This is a genomic window from Pseudonocardia lacus (assembly GCF_018531445.1).
GTDB classification, from domain to species: domain Bacteria; phylum Actinomycetota; class Actinomycetes; order Mycobacteriales; family Pseudonocardiaceae; genus Pseudonocardia; species Pseudonocardia lacus.
The window spans coordinates 1-16,926 of the sequence record NZ_JAHDTH010000002.1; the positions used below are offsets into that span (position 1 = coordinate 1).

Here is a 16,926-nt window from a genome sequence, read left to right on the forward strand (position 1 = left end):
GACGGCCCCGGCCGGTCGGGCCCCGACCGCCGGGAGGGGCCCGGCGCCGCAGCGCCGGGCGGACCGGACGACGCGGCCACCGTCGACCCGGAGCTGGTGGCGGCGCTGCGACGGGCCGGCACCACCTGGGCCGCCGCGACCGTCGGGGCGCAGCGGAGCGCCTCGCTGGCCCTGGCCAGCGGCGCGTCGGTGATGGGCATCGGCGGCTTCACCGGGGCGGACCCGGCGCCCACGCTGGAGCAGTTCCAGGCCTGGGTGGCCGCGGGTGAGATCCGTTACTTCGTGCCCGGCCCGGAGGGCGGCCGTGGGCCGGGCGGGAGCGGGTCGGCTACCGCGATCACCACCTGGGTGGAGCAGGGCTTCACCACCGTGCGCATCGGCGGCGCGACCGTCTACGACCTGAACCTGCCGAATGGGTGAGGGTCAATGATCGACGCCCCCGAACGAGTTAGGCAATGCTCAGCTACCCTCTCGGGGGTGAGTGAAAGGTGCGCGGTGCTCGCCCGCGCCGCCGACGAGCCACTGGCCGGCACGGCCCCGGTGGCGACCCGGTGGGCGTGCCTCGAGCACCGCGCGGCGTGGCCCACCACCGTCGAGTCCCACCCGGACCCGGCGGTGGCCTCGTTCGTGCGCCGGGCCGCCGCCGGCGGCTGGCGCGTGCTGCTCATCCGCCGCCCGGGCCGGCGCACCGCCTCCGGCCGCCCCCGGCTGATGCTCGCCGACACGACGACCGCTCGGGTCAGCCGGCTGCGGATCGACGGCCCGGGCGCCCTCGCCGACGTCCCCCTCCCCGACGCCGGCGAGCCGCTGCCGGGCACACCCATGGCCGAGACCCCGCTGCTGGTCTGCACGCACGGCAGGCGCGACCGCTGCTGCGCGATCGACGGCCGGGTGCTCGCCACCGCGCTGGTGGAGTCCGGCGAGCCCGACGTGTGGGAGTGCACGCACCTGGGCGGGCACCGGTTCGCCCCGACCGCCCTCGTCCTGCCCACGGGCTACCTCTACGGCCGGCTCGACGCGGACACCGCGAGCGCGGCCCGCAAGGCCGCCGCGGCGGGCGAGGTGGAGACGGCGCTGTGCCGGGGCCGGTCGACGTGGTCGCCGGCCGGGCAGGTCGCCGAACTGGCCGTGCGCACGGCCACCGGCCTGCGCGACGCGGCGGCGCTGCGGGTCGTCGACACCGACCACGGCGCCGAGGTCGAGCACCTGGTCACCGGTCGCCGCTGGGCCGTCGACCTCACCGCCGACGGGGCCGGCGCCGGCCCGTGCGCCACGTCGTGCGGCGTCGCCGTGCTGCGCCGCGACGCCCTGCGCGTCACCGCGGTCCGCCCGCTTCCCTGACCCGGGCTCCCCACTCCCGGGCATCGGCCGCGGCCGTTGCCCAAGCGATGCCGCAGCCGGGAGCGCCGCCGCTCGTGCCGGGGCAGACTCGGGTCATGGACCCCGGTGCCGCCGCTGCGCCCCTCACCCGTCCGGCGGACCCGGACCTGTCCCCGCCACTGCGGCCCCCTGCCCACCAGGTGAGCCCCGTCGCGGTGCGCTGGTGGCAGCTGCGCTCGCTGCTGCTGCTCGCCGTCCTGCTCGTCCCCCAGGTCGCGGGAGCGCTGGTGTTCGGGTTCCCGGTCGCCGGCTGGCTGGTCGCGACGATCGCGGCGACGGCGGCCGTCGTCGGCGCGTGGGCGGTGCTCGTCCCGCCGCTGCTGTTCCGCATCCACCGCTGGGAGGTCACCGACGAGGCCGTCTACACGCTGTCGGGCTGGCTGGTGCGGGAGTGGCGGATCGCGCCGATCTCGCGGGTGCAGACCGTCGACACCGCGCACGGCCCGCTCCAGCAGGCGCTGGGGCTGGCCTCGGTCACGGTGACCACGGCGTCCGCCCGCGGTCCGGTGAAGATCGCCGGGCTGGCCGCGGCCGACGCCACCGAGCTGGCCCGGATGCTGACCGAGACCACGCAGGCGACGCCCGGCGACGCCACGTGAGCGAGATCGCGGACGCCGCGTCCGGCGCGGCGCAGGAAGCGGGTAGCACCCCGCCGGCAGCCGACGAGACCCCGTGGCGTCGGCTCGACCGGCGGATGCTCGTGGTCGGCCCGTTCTCGCTGCTGGTGCGGGTCGTGCCGGTGGTCGTCGTGCTGCTGCTGTCCGGCCAGGGCGACCCGATCCGCGTCTGGATCGCGGCGGGCGCGGCCGTCGCGGCCGTCGTCGCCGGGGTGCTGCGCTGGCGCACCACCCGCTACCGGATCACCCCCGAACGGGTGGAGCTGCACAGCGGCTGGCTCAACCGCCAGCGCCGGTCGGTCCCGCGCGACCGCATCCGCACGGTCGACCTCACCGCCAAGCTGCTGCACCGGGTGTTCGGGCTCAGCGTCGTGCGGGTCAGCGCGGCCACCGCGGGCGTGCAGGCCGGCGGCGGGCTGAGCCTGGACGCGGTCAGCAAGGCCGAGGCCGAGCGGCTGCGCCGCGAACTGCTCGAACACTCCCCCGCCACCGCCGACCGCACCGATGACAGCGCCGCCGGGGCGCCACCCACCCAGGAGCTGGCCCGGCTGCGGTGGGCGTGGCTGCGCTACGCCCCGCTGACCTTCTCCTCGATCGCCGGCATGGGCGCCATCGCGGCCACCGCCTTCAACCTGCTCGACGACCTGGGCCTCGACCCGCGCGACATCCGGGCCGTCGACGACACCGCAGCGCGGCTCGCGGCGGCGCCGGTCCTCATCGCGGTCGCCGTCGTCGCGCTGGCCCTGCTCGCGCTGCTGGTGGTCGGGGCGCTGCTGCTGTTCGCCGAGCGCTGGTACGCCTACCGACTCACCCGGGAGCCCGACGGGACCCTGCGCGTGCGCCGCGGGCTGCTCACCCGCCGCTCGCTGTCGGTGGCCGAGCGCCGGCTGCGCGGCGCCGAGGTGGTGGAGCCGGTGCTGCTGCGGCTCGGGCGCGGCGCCCAGGCCAGGGCCGTGTCGACCGGGCTCGCCGGCGACCCGCAGGGCGGGGCGCTGCAGCCGCCGGCACCTCGGGCGGAGTCGCACCGGGTGGCCTCGGCCGCGCTGCGCGTCCCGCCCGAGCAGATCACTCAGGCGTCCCTGCGCAGGCACCCGCGCGCCGCGCTGACCCGCCGCGTGGTGCGGGCCGTCGGCCCGGCGCTGGTGCTGGCCGCCGCGGCCTTCGGCGTCGGCGACCTGCTCGACCTGGGCTGGCTCGGCCCGCTCGCGCTGGCGCTCGTGCCCGTCGCGGCACTGCTCGGCTGGGACCGCTACCGCAGCCTCGGCCACCAGCTGACCGGCGGGTTCCTGGTCGCCCGCTCCGGCTCCCTGGTGCGGCGCACGGTCGCCCTGCAGCGCGGCGGTGTGATCGGCTGGACGTTCCGCCAGACGCTCTTCCAGCGGCGTGCGGGGCTGGTGTCGCTGGAGGCCGTGACGGCCGCGGGGCGCGGCGGCTACACCGTCCTCGACCTGGGCGCCCGCGACGCCGTCGACCTCGCCGATGCCACGGTCCCCGACCTGCTCACCGCGTTCCGCGCGCCGCTACCGGCGGCGGCGGGTGCCGAACATCCCCCGGGTGATCTCCCGGCCCAGCGCGCTGGCCGCCGAGCGCAGGAACGACTTCACCACGGGTGAGCCCAGCGCCTTCTCCACGAACCCCGGCTCGGGCTTCTCCTCGCGCGCGGGCCGCGGGGGCGGCGCCGCCTCGGCGGGCGGGGCCGCCGGCGGCGGGGTCTCGGCGATGCGGGCGGTCAGCATCTCGTAGGCCGACTCCCGGTCGACCGTCACGCCGTACTTCGGGTACAGCACCGACGCCTTGGCCGCCGCCGCCACCTCGGCCTTGTCCATCGCGGCCATCAACGAGCGCGGCGCCCGCATCCGGGCCCACGCCACCGGCGTCGGCGCGCCCCGCTCGGACAGCACCGTGACGATCGCCTCACCGGTGCCCAGCGAGGTGAGCGCCTTCTCCATGTCGTAGAACTCGGTCTTCGGGTAGGTCCGCACGGTCTTGGTCAACGCGGTCTGGTCCTCCGGGGTGAACGCGCGCAGCGCGTGCTGCACCCGGGCGCCGAGCTGGGAGAGCACCGCGTTCGGCACGTCCGTCGGCAGCTGCGTGCAGAAGAACACCCCGACGCCCTTGGACCGGATGAGCTTCACGGTCTGCTCGATGCGCTCCAGGAACGCCTTGGACGCGTCGGAGAACAGCAGGTGGGCCTCGTCGAAGAAGAACACCAGCTTGGGCTTGTCCAGGTCGCCCGCCTCGGGCAGCTCCTCGAACAGCTCGGCGAGCAGCCACATCAGGAACGTGGAGAACAGCCGCGGGTTCGCGGCCTGGTCGGCCAGCTCCAGCAGCGTCACCACGCCCTTGCCGTCGACCGTGCGCATGAGGTCGGCCGGGTCGAACTCCGGCTCGCCGAAGAAGTCGTCGCCGCCCTGGGCCTCCAGGTTGACCAGCGCACGCAGGATGACCCCCGCGGTCGCCGAGGAGACCCCGCCGATGCCCTTCAGGTCGGCCTTGCCCTCGTCGCTGGTCAGGTGGGTGATGACGGCGCGCAGGTCCTTGGTGTCCAGCAGCGGCAGCCGGCGCTGGTCGGCCCAGTGGAAGATCAGCCCCAGGGTCGACTCCTGGGTGTCGTTGAGGTCGAGGACCTTGCTCAACAGGATGGGCCCGAACTGGGTGATCGTGGCCCGGATCGGCACCGCCGAGCTCCCGCCGCCCAGCGACAGGAACTCCACCGGGTACGCCGTCGGCGCCCAGTCGTCGCCGGTGTCCTGCACCCGCGACTCGATCTTCGCGTTGCTCGCGCCCGGACGCGCCATCCCGGACAGGTCGCCCTTCACGTCGGCGAGCAGCACCGGCACCCCGGCCGCCGACAGCTGCTCGGCCAGGCCCTGCAGGGTCTTGGTCTTGCCGGTGCCGGTCGCCCCGGCCACCAGGCCGTGCCGGTTGAGCGTGGCGAACGGGATGCGCACCCGCGCGGCCGGGTCGGCGACGCCGTCGATGCAGACGCTGCCCAGTTCGAGCGCCGCCCCTTCGGTGGCGTAGCCCGCGGCGATCGTCTGGGCGGGCGTGGACGCGGATGTGGAGTCGGACACGCCGGCATTGTGGACCCCGCTCCCCGTGTTGTCCTGCCCACCGCCCGCCACGAACGCTTAGTGTGACGGGGTGAACGACCGTCTGGTATGGATCGACTGCGAGATGACCGGCCTCGACCTGCGGCGCGACGCTCTCATCGAGATCGCCGTCCTGGTCACCGACGGCGACCTGAAGGTCCTCGGCGACGGCGTCGACGTCGTCATCCACACGGGTGAGGACAAGCTCGCCGGCATGCCCGAGATCGTCCGTGAGATGCACGCCAAGTCCGGCCTCACCGACGCCGTGCGCGCCTCCGGCGTGACGATCGCGCAGGCCGAGCAGCTCGTCCTGGAGTACGTGCGCGAGCACGTGCCCGACGCCCGCACCGCCCCACTGGCCGGCAACTCCATCGCCACCGACCGCGGCTTCCTCAGCCGCGACATGCCAGAGCTCGACGCCCACCTGCACTACCGCATGGTCGACGTCAGCTCCATCAAGGAGCTGTGCCGGCGCTGGTACCCCCGCGTCTTCTACGCCAAGCCGGAGAAGGGCCTGGCCCACCGCGCCCTCGCCGACATCGAGGAGTCGATCCGCGAGCTCGACTACTACCGCCACACCCTGTTCGTCCCCCCGCCCGGCCCCACCACTGAGCAGGCACAAGCGGCCGCGGCCGCCCTGGCCCAGGGCACCTGACAACCCGGTGTCCCGCACCGCGGACGGACCGGTAGCATGGTCGAGTCGCCGGCTCCGGCCGGTGGACGCATGGTGGGTGTAGCTCAGCTGGTAGAGCACCTGGTTGTGGTCCAGGAAGTCGCGGGTTCAAGTCCCGTCACTCACCCCATGCGGCGGCACCCCAGCCGCACCGGCTCCGGACGGGACGTGTACCGTTCCAGACGGCGCCGGGCAACGGGGCGCCGCAGCAGGCGCCGCTAGCTCAATCGGCAGAGCAGCTGACTCTTAATCAGCGGGTTGGGGGTTCGATTCCCTCGCGGCGTACCACCTCTGGCCAGGGCAGATGCCCTGGCCAGACGTCTTTCAGCCGGCGCTTCGTCAACAGGCACGAGTTGGCTGCAGTGCCGATCGTGCGGTTCAGCGAGGTCAGCACCCGACGGGGTCGCACGATCGCAGTCCCTTCACACCTACCCCGCCTGCCCCCGGCACAGGCTCTGGCGACCGTTCAGCTCCCACTCCACCTCTGGTGGTCGACCACGCCACGCTCCTTCGACCTCCGAGACCGCACGCATCGTGCCCGTGTGTACGAGATCGTGCTCCGCGAGGGTGGACCGACGGACATCCTGACCTATGTGGACGGATTGCTGCTGACCGAACTCTGGCCCGACCTCGTCCTCCCCCAGGAGGTCCGCGCAGCGTGGGCAACCCCGATGAATCAGGCGATGACCGGGGCGGCGTGAGTTCCACAGCCCCGCTGACCACGTTCCAGGTCTCGGTCGCCTCACTGTTCTTCTCCCTGCCAGCCGGCGAAGGATTCCTCCTCGCCGGAGGCGCCGCGCTGGCAGCCCAACAGCAGTCGATATCGCTGGCGTCCAATGCGCCGCACGCATACATCTGCTCAGCACCGCGTCGCGACCGGTGATCAGTCGAGGGCGAGCGCTGCCGCTCCGGCGAGGATGTGCGGCACGTGAACGACGCTGCCGCCCAGGTGGGTGGGCAGGTCAGCGGGGCGGAGGCGGTTGGCGACGAGTCGGCAGAAGTCGACCGCCTCGGCCACGATCGTCACCTCCGGCACGTCCCGGAGTGCGGGGGCGGGGGCGCCGCGGTCTCCCAGCGGGAGGTCCCAGGTCCCGCCACCGTCGCCGGTCAGGACGAGATGCAGGTCGACGGGCGCCTGCCCGTTTCCCAAGCGGGCCACGCCGAAGGGCAGGAGCCGGGTGGCGAGGGTGGTCATGAGCGTGAGCGTCGACGGGTCCGGGTCGCGGCGCGGCATCCCGATGGCGGCTCGGATGTCGTTCTCGTGCGCCCAGAGCTCGAAGGCTCGCGCGACGAGCAAGGATCGCAGCGGCAGCCGGATGCGGTGCACCGCCACGACCTGGTCGAGGTCGTCGGTCGCCGCGAGATGGGTCAGCGTGGCGTCGACGGCGGTGCGCCAGGCGACCCGTGTCCCTTCGGGGGTCCGAGCCGGCTGCGATCGGGTCGCCGCGACGTGGTCGATGTCGGCGACGCCCGGATCTCCTTCGAGGGCCGCCCGGACGTCGTCCTCGACGCCGGTCAGGTGTGCGACGAGGCCGTACGCATCGAGGCCGCGCAGCGCCACCGTCTCCCACTGGTCGTCGGCCAGAGCGCTCAACAGGCCGTTCAGCGCGTCGGCGGCCCGGCTGAACGCTTCGACGGCGGTGATCGGGGCCGGCTCGGGCACCGCGCGCCCGGCCGGTCGGACCGCCCGCGCCGCCACGACCACGCGCTCGCGCAGCCCGGACGGCGGAGGCGCGGAGCTGCTCATGAAGACTCCAGCATCTGTCGGTCGAGGAGGATCTCCAGCTTGCCCAGGGCCAGCCGGATCCGCGACTTGGCGGTCCCCTCCGAGATGCCGACGGTGCGCGCGACCTCGCGATAGCTCAAGCCCCCGAAGTAGGCCATCTCGACCACTTGGCGCTGCTCGGCGGGCAAGGTGCGCAGGGCTTCCCGGACTGTGGACGCCGTCAGCGCGTCGGCCACCTTCTCATCGGGTGAGTCCTGGTGATGTCCCGGTGTCAGCCGGTGGTGCCGTGCCTCCCGGCCCATCCGGCGCAGCTCACTGCGCAGTACGTCGTACGCGCGGTGCCGGGCGGACACGATCAGGTAGGTCCGGAGGCTGCCGAGTGCCGGGTCGTAGCGCTGCGGCCGCCGCCAGAGCTCGACGAACACGTCCTGCACCACGTCCTGGGCGGTCGCGGTCTGGCCGAGCACGCGCACGGCCGCCGTATGGACCGCCGACGCCAGTGCGTCGAACGCCTCGGTGAGGGCCCGCTCGTCACCCGCCGCCAGACGGGCGGCCAGGAGCTGATCGGGCGACCTCATGTCACTCAACGTACTGCCGCGAGCGGGACCGGAACACCGGCCGCGGTCCGAACGGGCGCCCATCCCGCCGGCGGCGCGCGCGTCGAGCAGCATGTGCATCTCGCGTCACCGCCAGACTGCATCCATCGACAGACCATCTGAGTTGATCCAGGCCCGCAGGTGACTCATCCGCCGTGGACTCCGGTGGCGGCGAGGTCGGCGGCGAGTCGTCGGATCGCGGTTCGCATGCACGACTTCACGGTGTCCTCCGGGATGCCGAGGGCACGAGCAACGTCGCGATAGGTCAAGCCCCCGTAGTAGGCGAGCAGAAGCACCCTCCTGTTCACTTCCGGCAGCTGGTCGACCGCGGTCCGGACGGCGACATGGGCCGCGTCGCTGCTGATCGCGGCGCCGCTGACCGCGTCCTCGGCGCTGTCGACGTCGCGCCAGCGTTCGCGCACCAGTCTCTCCACTCGTTCGTGCTGCCCGCCGCTGCGGCGCAGCCAGTCCACGGCACGTCGTCGTGCCATGGCGGCGAGCCAGGCACGCAGCCCGCCACGCGCCGGGTCGTAGAGGTCGGGCTGCTCCCAGAGACGGACGAAGCTGTCTTCGGTGATCTGCTCCGCGGCGCGACGGTTGCCGGTGATGTGGAGGGCAAGACCGTAGACGGTGGCCGAATAGTCGTCGTAGATCCGCGCCAAGGCCAGATCGTCGCCGGCGCTCACCCGATGCAGGAGGTGCTCGACCAGCTGACGGTCCTCAACGCCCCAGATCTGCGCCATCGTCAGTCACACCCCAACATGCTCGCGACATCCAGGAGATCGACGGCCAGCGCTTCCTCACCGGTCACCTGGAGCACCACGTCGTGACGAGCGCGGCGCCCGGCCACCAGCCGGCAGAACGCAGCCATGTCCGTGTGGATGGTGACCGCCGCGTCCGCGTCCGGATCACCGTCGCCGAGCAGCATCCGCCACTCGGTCTCCTCGCCCGCCTCGCTGAGCCGCAGCCGGGCCACCTTGCCCGGATGGCCGCGGCCTGCCGCGATCATGGCGCCGGGCAGCAGCGCCACCGCCAGGTCGACGATCGACCGCAGGTGCCGCGAGGGCGGGGGTGGCCCCACCGACCGCAGGCTCGTCCGGACGTCGTCGGTGTGGATCCAGGTCTCGAAGGCCCGCTGCACCATGCCCTCCCGCATCGACCGGTACACCGGGCTACGCCCGGCCAGTCGAACGGGTCGTTCCAGCTCGCGCGGTGACCTGGACCCCAGGTGCGTGACCAGGCTGGACGACTGCGAACGCCACTGCTCGTGCGCCGCCAGAGGGTCCGACCCGGGTTCGACCGTCGGCCCACCGACCGGAGTCGAGGTGAACGGCTGCAGATCGGCCAGCACCATCGCGTCGTTGCCCGCCAGATGCCTGACCAGGCCAGTGACGTCACCGTGCCGCGGGACGGGCGTACGCCACTGCGCAGGCGTCAGGTTTCCGAGCAACGCATCGAGCGTGCGCACCTGCAGCAGGTAGGGGTCGATCACCTCTGTCCTCAGCCGATGTGGGTCCCATCGACGCGCCCGGGCCTCGGTCAACGCCCGGGAGCGCAACGATGCTGGTGGCCTCATCGCTGTAGCCACCCCCAACCACCCGGCTGTCCGGTCGATGAGGTCCTGGTCGGCGACGCACCGGGGACAGCCGGTGACGTGCTCCCTCATGGCGGCAGCTTCTTCCACCGAGCAGGCACCGACCATCCAGGCAGCGAGGTCACCGCCACGTCCGCAGTCGCTTGCGCGCATCCCGATCCGTCCCCCTGCCGCGTCCGCCCTGCACCCACGGCGCTGCCGTCCGTGGTCCTACGGTCCCGCCCTGACACGAGTACGGCGCCGAGCGCGGCGACGGATCACTCCGGACCGCAAACTCTTCGGGGGAGCACCGCTTCCCCGACCTGTCCCCGTCGTGGCCGTCAGGCAGAAACGTCTACTTCCCGCCGGCGCGGTGACGAGAACCCCGACCGGCAGCCCCGATGGCTCACACCGGTGGCGGCGGGGCAGCCCTGCGCAGCACCCGCGCCACCTCGTCGGTGACGCCCGCGTCCGCCGGGTGGCTGCTGGTGAGGAGCAGACCGAGCACGGTCTGTCCACCGCCGTACATGTGCGCGGTCGCGGTCGGATCGGCGCCGCGATCGAGCAGGAGCTGCGCCATGTCGGCGGCGTTGGCGGGTACCCGCTGGCGGTGGGTCTCCACGCCGTTGGCGGCCAGGTAGTGCAGCAACGTGGCACCGTGCCCCCAGTGCGACCGCGCCGTGACCAGCCCGGGGTGTTGATCCAGGAGGCCCGCCACAGCCTCCCGGTCGCCGGACAGGACGGCCTCGACACACCGCTCGAAGTCCGGTGCGGGCTCCACGGGCTGCGCGGCCAGCGCCGCCGCCCAGTCCGGATACCCGTGGCCGCGGGCCACCGTGTCCCGGTAGTCCCGGTCGGACAACTCGACCGCCCACACCGCGTCCGCCCGACCGGCCAGATCCGGGTGCCAGTTCGACAGCTCGACCCGGGCTCCGGGGTGGTGGCTGCGGTGACCGGCGGCCACGCGGTCGGCGAGCAGGCGCAGGTGTTCCAGGCCACCGCGGCGAGCCGCCTGCGCACCGAGCAACCCGTCGTACAGCGCGCACACGGCGGCGACACCGGGATGGACGTGGACGGCCACCGGGGTCACGGGCGGTGCGCGACGGCGGGCCCGCGGGCGGGCTCCTGCTCGGACATGCGGCCATCCTCGGAGGTCGGGACCGCGTTCGACAAGCTCGGGACGGCACCGATGCCCAGGCACATCAGGGATCACCAGCTCACGTCTCGGCGAGAGCGTCCACCGGCGTCGCCCGGGCCGCGCGCCGGCCGGGCAGGACCGAAGCGAGGACACCGGCGGCGACGGCCACGACGGCCACCCCGAGCGTCTGCGGCACCGACATGGCGAACTGCGGGTTCGCCATGTTCAGTTCGCCGCTGACCGCGTGGTTGCCGACCCAGCCGAAGAACGTCCCGATGGCGATGCCGACGGCGGTACCGGCCAGGCTGAGCAGGGCCGCCTCGATGGCGAGCATCCGGCGCAGCTGCCGGCGCTGCAGCCCGAGGGCGCGCAGCAGCGCGGACTCGCGGGTGCGCTCCAGCACCGACAGACCGAGGGTGTTGCCGACGCCGACGAGCGCGATCAGGACCGCCACCGCGAGCAGCATGGTGGTCATCGCCAACAGCCGGTCCAGGGCCGTGTGGTAGATCAGCTTGCCCGTCAGCCCACCGCCGACCTCCGCGCCGGTGAGAGGTTCGGCGACGGTGCGCAGCTGCGACCGCAGCTCCGTGATGTCGGCTCCCGGTCGGGCCTTCGCCCACACCGTGCCGACCGCGGCACCGCCGTCGAGGATCGAGAGCACCTGGGGCGCGACGATCAGCGAGTCGGCGCCTGCGAGGTGGTCGGCCCGGATCGGCAAGGTGACCGACCCCGACCGGCCGGTGACGGTGACCGGAGCGCCGTCCCGGATGCCCTCGTCCGCGAGCAGGTACGGATCGGCGAGGACGACATCGGCGGTGATCGGCGGGTGCGGTGCCGACGACACGGCCATCGCGTCGGCGTCGGGACTCAGCGCCCGGACGGGCTTCGGTCCCTCGCGGCCTTCGACGGTGACGCCCATCGAGCGCACCCCCGCGGCGTCGGCGATCCCGACGACCGCGGCGATGTCGTCCACCGTGCGGGTCGGCAGCGGCCCGTCGAACATCGACACGGTGACGTCGACCGGGAAGCGGGCGTCGAGGTTGGCGTCGGCCGTCGCCTTCATGCTCGCGGCGCCGACCTGGAGGGCGACGACCAGCCCGACGGCGAGGATCAGCGCGGCGCCGGTCGCGGCCGCCCGGCCGGGGTTGCGCACCGCGTTGTCGGCGGCCAGCCGCGCGGTCGGGCCCGTACGGCGCAGGGCCGAACCCAGGCCGCGCAGCAGCGGGGGCAGGTACAGCCCGACGGCCGAGAGCAGCCCGACGGCGCACACGAACGACCCGGCCAGGGAGTACGGCAGCGCGAAGGCGGTGCCGGTGGAGCCGAGACCGATGCCGGTCAGCCCGAGGGCGACCAGGGCCAGCGGCGCGGCCCGCCGGACGAGCGACGTCCGGCGCCCGATCGCGTCGCCGGCGACGGTGCGCAGCGCCTCCAGCGGCGCGATCCCGGCCGCCCGCCGCGCCGGCACCAGCACCGACAGCACCGCGATCGCGAGCCCGGTGGCGGCGACGGCGATCACCTGCCCGACCGGCACGGAGAGCGGCTGGCTCAGCACGACCGCGACGACGGCCGCGAGCGCCACGCCGAGCCCGACGCCGAGCAGCGAGCCGGTGATGCCGATCGCGGTCGCCTCGACGAGCAGTCCCCTCCGGATCTGGCGGCGTTCGGCGCCGACCGCCCGGAGCAGCCCGATCTGCCGGCGCCGCTGCGCGACCAGGATCAGGAACGTGTTCACGATCATGATGCCGCCGACCAGCAGGGCGACCGCGCCGAAGAGCAGGAACAGGAGCTCGAAGATGAACAGGCCCGTCCGCTGGGAGATGAGGCGCTGGACCATCGCCGAGGACGTCTCCACCCGGTCGCCGCCGGCCACCGCCGCGACCCGTTCGGCGAGCCGCTCCGGCGAGACCGTGCCGTCGCCGATGACGAGGATCTCCGTCTGGCCGGAGGTGCGGATCGAGTCCGCAGCGGTGTAGAACGACGGCGCGACGAAGGAGGTCAGCGTCAGCCCCGACAGCAGCGAGTCGCCCTCGTGGGTGAGGCCGCTGACGGTCAGCGTCGCGGACGACACCCTGTCGTTGATCGTGACCCGGTCGCCGACGCCCAGGTTGAGCTGCCGCGCGGTGACGGCGCCGAGCGCGATCTCCGCGGGCCCTTCGGGCCAGCGCCCCTCGGCCAGGTCTGTCCAGCGCAGCTCCGGGTTGGCCGGGACCGACTGCTGCTGCACCCAGTCGGAGGTGCCGGTCACCCAGCCGCGGGAGAGGAAGCTGAGGTCGGCCGAGGCGACCCCGGCCACGTCGGCGACCCCGGCGACCAGGCCGGCCTGCGCGGCCGGGTCGCCGGTGCCCACGATGACCACGACGTCGGCCTCGGCGACCCGGGCGATGAGGCCGCGCTCGAACGATGCCTCCTCGCCGGCGAGGACGCTCACGGAGGCGGTGAGGTAGCCGACGCTGATCATGATGGCGACGACGACCGCCACCACCCGGCGCGGGTTGAGGCGCAGCTCGGCGAGCGCGTTGCGGGCCATCGGGAAGCGGGTCGCGGCACCGGTGGTCATGCGGCGAGGCCCCGCATCGCGCCCAGTACCGCGTCCGCCGTGGGGTCGTCCAGCTCGTCCACGATCCGACCGTCGCTGAGCAGCAGCGCCCGGTCGGCGTAGGACGCGGCGATCGGGTCGTGGGTCACCATCACGATCGTCTGGCCCAGCTCGCGGCAGGAGCGGCGCAGGAAGCCCAGCAGGGCCGCCGCGCTCTGGGAGTCGAGGGCGCCGGTCGGCTCGTCGGCGAAGACCACCTCCGGTCCGGTCACCAGGGCACGCGCGATCGCGACCCGCTGCTGCTGCCCACCGGACAGCTCGGAGGGGCGGTGCTGCAGGCGGTCGCCCAGGCGCAGCGAGTCGACGACGGAAGCGAGCCGCGCCGGGTCCGCCGCACGGCCCGCGAGGTCCAGCGGCAGCAGGATGTTCTGCTCCGCGGTCAACGTCGGGAGCAGGTTGAACGACTGGAACACGAAGCCGATCCGGTCGCGCCGGACCCGGGTCAGCTGCCGGTCGTCGAGCGCGGAGATGTCCTGGCCGCCGATGTGGGCCTGGCCGCCGGTCGGCCGGTCCAGCCCGGCCAGGCAGTGCATGAACGTGGACTTGCCGGAACCGGACGGACCCATGACGGCGGTGAACGTCCCGCGCCCGAAGTCGGCCGTGACGCCGCGCAGAGCGGGGACGGCCGTGTCGCCGGTGCCGTAGGTCTTGCTGAGGTCGCGTGCGGCCGCCGCAGGTGTCGCGTCCTGCGACCCGCGACGGTGCGCGGCCGAGCTGTGCGCGGTCATGGGGGCCCTGTCTGTCGCTGCTGATTCCATCGCGTCGCAACGTATGCAGCCCCCGTCCGGACCGGATCGGTCCGCGGTCCCGTACTCGGAACTGCGGCTCCGACCGTGGTCGTAGGGCAGCGTCGGGGCGGCTCGATCGCGGGAGGACGTGACGGGGGGACTACGGGCGGTCCGGGGTGGCCACGCCGGCCTCGAACGCGAAGAGCACCAGGGCGACCCGGTCGCGGCACTGCAGCTTCGACAGCAGGTTGCCGATGTGGGTCTTCACCGTGGCCTCGGCCATGTGCAGCCGGGTCGCGATCTCGGCGTTGGTGGCGCCGGACGCGATCGCGCCGAGCACCTCGACCTCCCGGGCCGTGATCAGCCCGAGGCGTTCGTCGGGGACGGCCGGCCCGACCGGCAACCGATCGACGAAGTGGGCGATCAGCCGCCGGGTCGCGGACGGCGCGACGACCGAGCCGCCTGCGGCGACGCCGCGGACCGCGGCCAGCAGCTCCTCCTGGCGGGCGTCCTTGAGCAGGAACCCGGCCGCGCCGACGCGCAGGGCCGCGAAGACGTACTCGTCCAGGTCGAACGTGGTCAGCACGAGCACCCGCGCCGGGTGCCCGAGCCGGGTCAACCGCCTGGTCGCCTCGACGCCGTCCATGACCGGCATCCGGATGTCCATCAGCACCACGTCGGCGTCGACGCCCTGCAGCTCGGCGACTGCTTCCCGGCCGTCACCGGCCTCGCCCACCACGGTCAGGTCGTCCTGCGACTCGATCATCATCCGCAGCCCGTCGCGGACCAGCCGCTGGTCGTCGACGAGGAAGGTGCGCAGCGTCATCCGCCCGCCGGTGCCGTCGCGTGGTGCACCGGCAGGATCGCGTGCACCTCGAAGCCGCCGCCCGCGCGGGGGCCGGCGGACAGGGTGCCGTCGTGCAGCTGGACCCGCTCCCGCATCGCCGCCAGGCCTGTGCCCCGGCCGTCGGTGGTCGACGCCGCGCCGTACCCGTCATCGCGGACGACGAGGTCGATGGCCCGCTCGCCGATGTCGAGCCGCACGTCGACCGCGGCCTCGGGTCCGGCGTGCCGCAGCACGTTGGTCAGGCTCTCCTGGACCAGGCGGTACACCGTCATCCCGGCCACCGGACCGACCCGTCGCCGGTTGCCCACGACCCGCAGCCGGACCCGGCCGTCGAGCCGGGACACCAGGTCGTCGACGTCGCCGATCCCGGGCGCCGGTCGGTAGCCCGTTCCCGGCTGGTCGGTCGCCGCCGGTCCGTCACCGCGCAGCATCGCGACCAGCTCCCGCAGGTCGTCCAGGGCGTCGCGGGCCGTCTCCGCGATGGTCTCCAGTATCTCCGGCGCACGGTGCGGGTACCGCGCCGTCAGCGCCCGGCCGCCCTCGGCGTGGACCGCGACGACCGACAGCGAGTGCGCGACGATGTCGTGGACCTCGCGGGCCACCGCGATGCGTTCCTCGGCCGCCGCCGCCTGCACGGCGCGTTGGTGCTCGACGTGCTCCAGCCGTCGCCGCTCGGCCCGCTCGCGCTCCCGCTGCGCCTCCTGCTCCTGGCGGTCGCGGCCGCGCCGGCCGGCGATGAACGCGGCGACGACGATCCCGGCGTACCCCGCCACGGTCGTCACCCAGAGGGCTGCGGTCGCCTCCTCCGGTCGGCCGGTCAACCAGCGGGCCGGCCCCAGAACGGCGCCGACCAGCGCGAAGGCCAGCCCGATCCGTGCTTCGGCCGTCGTCGACCAGCGGGCGAGGCTGTGCACCAGGATCGGCACGGCCACCACCGCGACCGTCGGGTCCTGCTGCGTGACGACGTGGACCAGCGCCGCGACCGTCAGCGTGGCGAGCGCGACCCGCGGGTGCGCCCGACTGACCACCAGCGGCGCACACATGCCGAGCACGACAGCCATGACCCCCGGCCGCGGGTACGCGAAGACGAGGCTCACCATCGCGACGCCCAGCGCGAGCCCGGCGTCCCGGAGCAGCGTGGAGCGGTCGGGAGTACGCATGACGCCCCACGGTAGGCACTCCGGTGCGGCCCGCCATCAGACCACGGTCGGAGATCGCACAGCGCAACTCCGACACGCGTGGTCAGCGATGCCCGGACACCGCTCACGCTCAGTCCAGCCAGAGCACCACGAGGATGTCGACTCGTCGCTGGTCTTCCAGGACGAGGTAGACGATGTCGCCTTCGCTGCGCGGACCGAACGTCAAGGCCCGCATCGGGCTGTCCGGACTGCCCCGGTGGTACGGCGCACCGTTCCACGGAGCGACCTCCAGCATCGTGCGAGCCTCGGCGAACGCGGCCAGCGCGGCCGCGGGGAGCGCGTCGACCTGCGGCTGGGACTGCTCGTCCGTGGTGACCCGGTACACGGGTCAGAGACCGAGCCGCGCCTTCGTCCGGGACAGGGGTTCATCGGCCTCGCCGGGCTCGCCGGTGAGCTTGAGCGCGGCTCGCCGGTACATGGCGCGGTGCGCCTCGGCACCTGATGCCACCGTCAGCCGGGCCACGCGACGCCACGACGCCAGGGTCTCCAGAACCTCTGAGAGGTCCAGCGTCTCGATCGCCCTGGACATCACCGAGCGCCACTCGCGGTCGAACTCCGCAGCCTCCTCGGGGATGAGCGCGGCGCGCACCTCTGCCGGGGACGCATCCACGAACGTCCGCCCCCGACCGGTCCGGGACCCCGGATGCGGCGGTGGCGTCGGCTCAGCGGTCACGCAGCCACCGTACCGCGCTCACAGAGCTGAGTTGATGCTTCGATCCGACGCCGACTCGACAGCGGAAATGAAGCTCCTCGCGCACAGC

Annotated in this window: 18 protein-coding genes and 2 tRNA genes; 8 read left to right on the plus strand and 12 right to left on the minus strand. The window is 73.7% G+C overall.

The features are described 5' to 3' along the window. The 4 genes from KIK08_RS00645 to KIK08_RS00660 all read left to right on the plus strand — a co-directional run. Positions 1–420, plus strand: a 420-nt coding sequence (locus tag KIK08_RS00645) for a mannosyltransferase YkcB-related protein (RefSeq protein ID WP_491063174.1), incomplete at its 5' end; no start/stop codon positions are given. A gap of 57 nt (positions 421–477) precedes the next feature. Continuing rightward, complete coding sequence (locus KIK08_RS41415) at positions 478–1,341, plus strand: ferredoxin family protein (RefSeq protein ID WP_214400953.1); 864 nt, start codon at positions 478–480, stop codon at positions 1,339–1,341. A gap of 95 nt (positions 1,342–1,436) precedes the next feature. Beyond that, positions 1,437–1,979: a PH domain-containing protein gene (locus KIK08_RS00655; protein WP_214400954.1), complete on the plus strand. Its 543-nt coding sequence runs from the start codon at positions 1,437–1,439 to the stop codon at positions 1,977–1,979. Then, entirely contained in the window at positions 1,976–3,610 is a 1,635-nt protein-coding gene (locus tag KIK08_RS00660) for a PH domain-containing protein (RefSeq protein ID WP_214400955.1), read from the plus strand. Before KIK08_RS00655 ends, KIK08_RS00660 begins: the two co-directional genes overlap by 4 nt. Here KIK08_RS00660 and KIK08_RS00665 read toward each other — a convergent pair. Next, positions 3,518–5,071 carry a helicase HerA-like domain-containing protein gene (locus KIK08_RS00665; RefSeq protein ID WP_214400956.1) on the minus strand — a complete coding sequence of 518 codons (1,554 nt, stop codon included), beginning with the start codon at positions 5,069–5,071 and terminating at the stop codon, positions 3,518–3,520. The genes KIK08_RS00660 and KIK08_RS00665 overlap by 93 nt on opposite strands. Positions 5,072–5,141: 70 nt before the next feature. On the opposite strand from KIK08_RS00665, the gene orn reads away from it, so the two are divergent. The 4 genes from orn to KIK08_RS00685 all read left to right on the plus strand — a co-directional run bounded on the left by orn (position 5,142) and on the right by KIK08_RS00685 (position 6,463). Then, on the plus strand, positions 5,142–5,744 hold the full coding sequence (gene orn / locus KIK08_RS00670; RefSeq protein ID WP_214400957.1) for an oligoribonuclease: 603 nt from the start codon (positions 5,142–5,144) through the stop codon (positions 5,742–5,744). Positions 5,745–5,816: 72 nt separating this feature from the next. Continuing rightward, positions 5,817–5,892, plus strand: a tRNA-His gene (locus KIK08_RS00675). An 82-nt stretch (positions 5,893–5,974) separates the two neighbouring features. Continuing rightward, positions 5,975–6,050 (plus strand) — tRNA-Lys (locus KIK08_RS00680). 254 nt (positions 6,051–6,304) lie between these two features. After that, the gene (locus KIK08_RS00685) at positions 6,305–6,463 is read left to right on the plus strand and encodes a hypothetical protein (RefSeq protein ID WP_214400958.1); all 159 of its coding nucleotides are present in this window, start codon (positions 6,305–6,307) and stop codon (positions 6,461–6,463) included. 182 nt (positions 6,464–6,645) lie between these two features. Here KIK08_RS00685 and KIK08_RS00690 read toward each other — a convergent pair whose 3' ends face one another. The 11 genes from KIK08_RS00690 to KIK08_RS00740 all read right to left on the minus strand — a co-directional run bounded on the left by KIK08_RS00690 (position 6,646) and on the right by KIK08_RS00740 (position 16,775). Beyond that, entirely contained in the window at positions 6,646–7,509 is an 864-nt protein-coding gene (locus KIK08_RS00690; protein WP_214400959.1) for a maleylpyruvate isomerase family mycothiol-dependent enzyme, read from the minus strand. Beyond that, positions 7,506–8,165 (minus strand): RNA polymerase sigma factor, encoded by a 660-nt coding sequence (locus tag KIK08_RS00695; RefSeq protein ID WP_214400960.1) that lies wholly within the window; start codon positions 8,163–8,165, stop codon positions 7,506–7,508. The genes KIK08_RS00690 and KIK08_RS00695 overlap by 4 nt, the downstream gene beginning before the upstream one ends. Positions 8,166–8,230: 65 nt before the next feature. Then, complete coding sequence (locus tag KIK08_RS00700; protein ID WP_214400961.1) at positions 8,231–8,827, minus strand: sigma-70 family RNA polymerase sigma factor; 597 nt, start codon at positions 8,825–8,827, stop codon at positions 8,231–8,233. Positions 8,828–8,829: 2 nt separating this feature from the next. Next, the gene (locus tag KIK08_RS00705; protein ID WP_214400962.1) at positions 8,830–9,576 is read right to left on the minus strand and encodes a maleylpyruvate isomerase family mycothiol-dependent enzyme; all 747 of its coding nucleotides are present in this window, start codon (positions 9,574–9,576) and stop codon (positions 8,830–8,832) included. Between the two features lie 487 nt (positions 9,577–10,063). After that, positions 10,064–10,747, minus strand: a complete 684-nt coding sequence (locus tag KIK08_RS00710) for a hypothetical protein (RefSeq protein ID WP_214400963.1) — start codon at positions 10,745–10,747, stop codon at positions 10,064–10,066. Between the two features lie 127 nt (positions 10,748–10,874). Beyond that, the gene (locus KIK08_RS00715) at positions 10,875–13,352 is read right to left on the minus strand and encodes an FtsX-like permease family protein (RefSeq protein ID WP_214400964.1); all 2,478 of its coding nucleotides are present in this window, start codon (positions 13,350–13,352) and stop codon (positions 10,875–10,877) included. Beyond that, positions 13,349–14,119: an ABC transporter ATP-binding protein gene (locus tag KIK08_RS00720; protein WP_214400965.1), complete on the minus strand. Its 771-nt coding sequence runs from the start codon at positions 14,117–14,119 to the stop codon at positions 13,349–13,351. Before KIK08_RS00720 ends, KIK08_RS00715 begins: the two co-directional genes overlap by 4 nt. A gap of 160 nt (positions 14,120–14,279) precedes the next feature. Beyond that, a complete protein-coding gene (locus tag KIK08_RS00725) occupies positions 14,280–14,945 on the minus strand; it encodes a response regulator transcription factor (RefSeq protein WP_214400966.1) in 666 nt (221 codons plus the stop codon). Beyond that, complete coding sequence (locus KIK08_RS00730; RefSeq protein ID WP_214400967.1) at positions 14,942–16,126, minus strand: sensor histidine kinase; 1,185 nt, start codon at positions 16,124–16,126, stop codon at positions 14,942–14,944. The genes KIK08_RS00725 and KIK08_RS00730 overlap by 4 nt, the downstream gene beginning before the upstream one ends. A gap of 109 nt (positions 16,127–16,235) precedes the next feature. Next, entirely contained in the window at positions 16,236–16,490 is a 255-nt protein-coding gene (locus tag KIK08_RS00735; RefSeq protein WP_214401067.1) for a hypothetical protein, read from the minus strand. Positions 16,491–16,493: 3 nt separating this feature from the next. Next, positions 16,494–16,775 carry a DUF6247 family protein gene (locus tag KIK08_RS00740; protein ID WP_214400968.1) on the minus strand — a complete coding sequence of 94 codons (282 nt, stop codon included), beginning with the start codon at positions 16,773–16,775 and terminating at the stop codon, positions 16,494–16,496. Positions 16,776–16,926 lie beyond the last annotated feature (151 nt).

What these genes read in the sequence shown, in the direction of transcription:
- KIK08_RS00655 (WP_214400954.1), top strand. Translation starts at nt 1,437, where the DNA reads ATGGACCCCGGTGCCGCCGCTGCGCCCCTCACCCGTCCGGCGGACCCG.
- KIK08_RS00690 (WP_214400959.1), bottom strand. Translation starts at nt 7,509, where the DNA reads ATGAGCAGCTCCGCGCCTCCGCCGTCCGGGCTGCGCGAGCGCGTGGTC.
- KIK08_RS00695 (WP_214400960.1), bottom strand. Translation starts at nt 8,165, where the DNA reads ATGCACATGCTGCTCGACGCGCGCGCCGCCGGCGGGATGGGCGCCCGT.
- KIK08_RS00700 (WP_214400961.1), bottom strand. Translation starts at nt 8,827, where the DNA reads ATGGCGCAGATCTGGGGCGTTGAGGACCGTCAGCTGGTCGAGCACCTC.
- KIK08_RS00715 (WP_214400964.1), bottom strand. Translation starts at nt 13,352, where the DNA reads ATGACCACCGGTGCCGCGACCCGCTTCCCGATGGCCCGCAACGCGCTC.
- KIK08_RS00720 (WP_214400965.1), bottom strand. Translation starts at nt 14,119, where the DNA reads ATGACCGCGCACAGCTCGGCCGCGCACCGTCGCGGGTCGCAGGACGCG.
- KIK08_RS00725 (WP_214400966.1), bottom strand. Translation starts at nt 14,945, where the DNA reads ATGACGCTGCGCACCTTCCTCGTCGACGACCAGCGGCTGGTCCGCGAC.
- KIK08_RS00730 (WP_214400967.1), bottom strand. Translation starts at nt 16,126, where the DNA reads ATGCGTACTCCCGACCGCTCCACGCTGCTCCGGGACGCCGGGCTCGCG.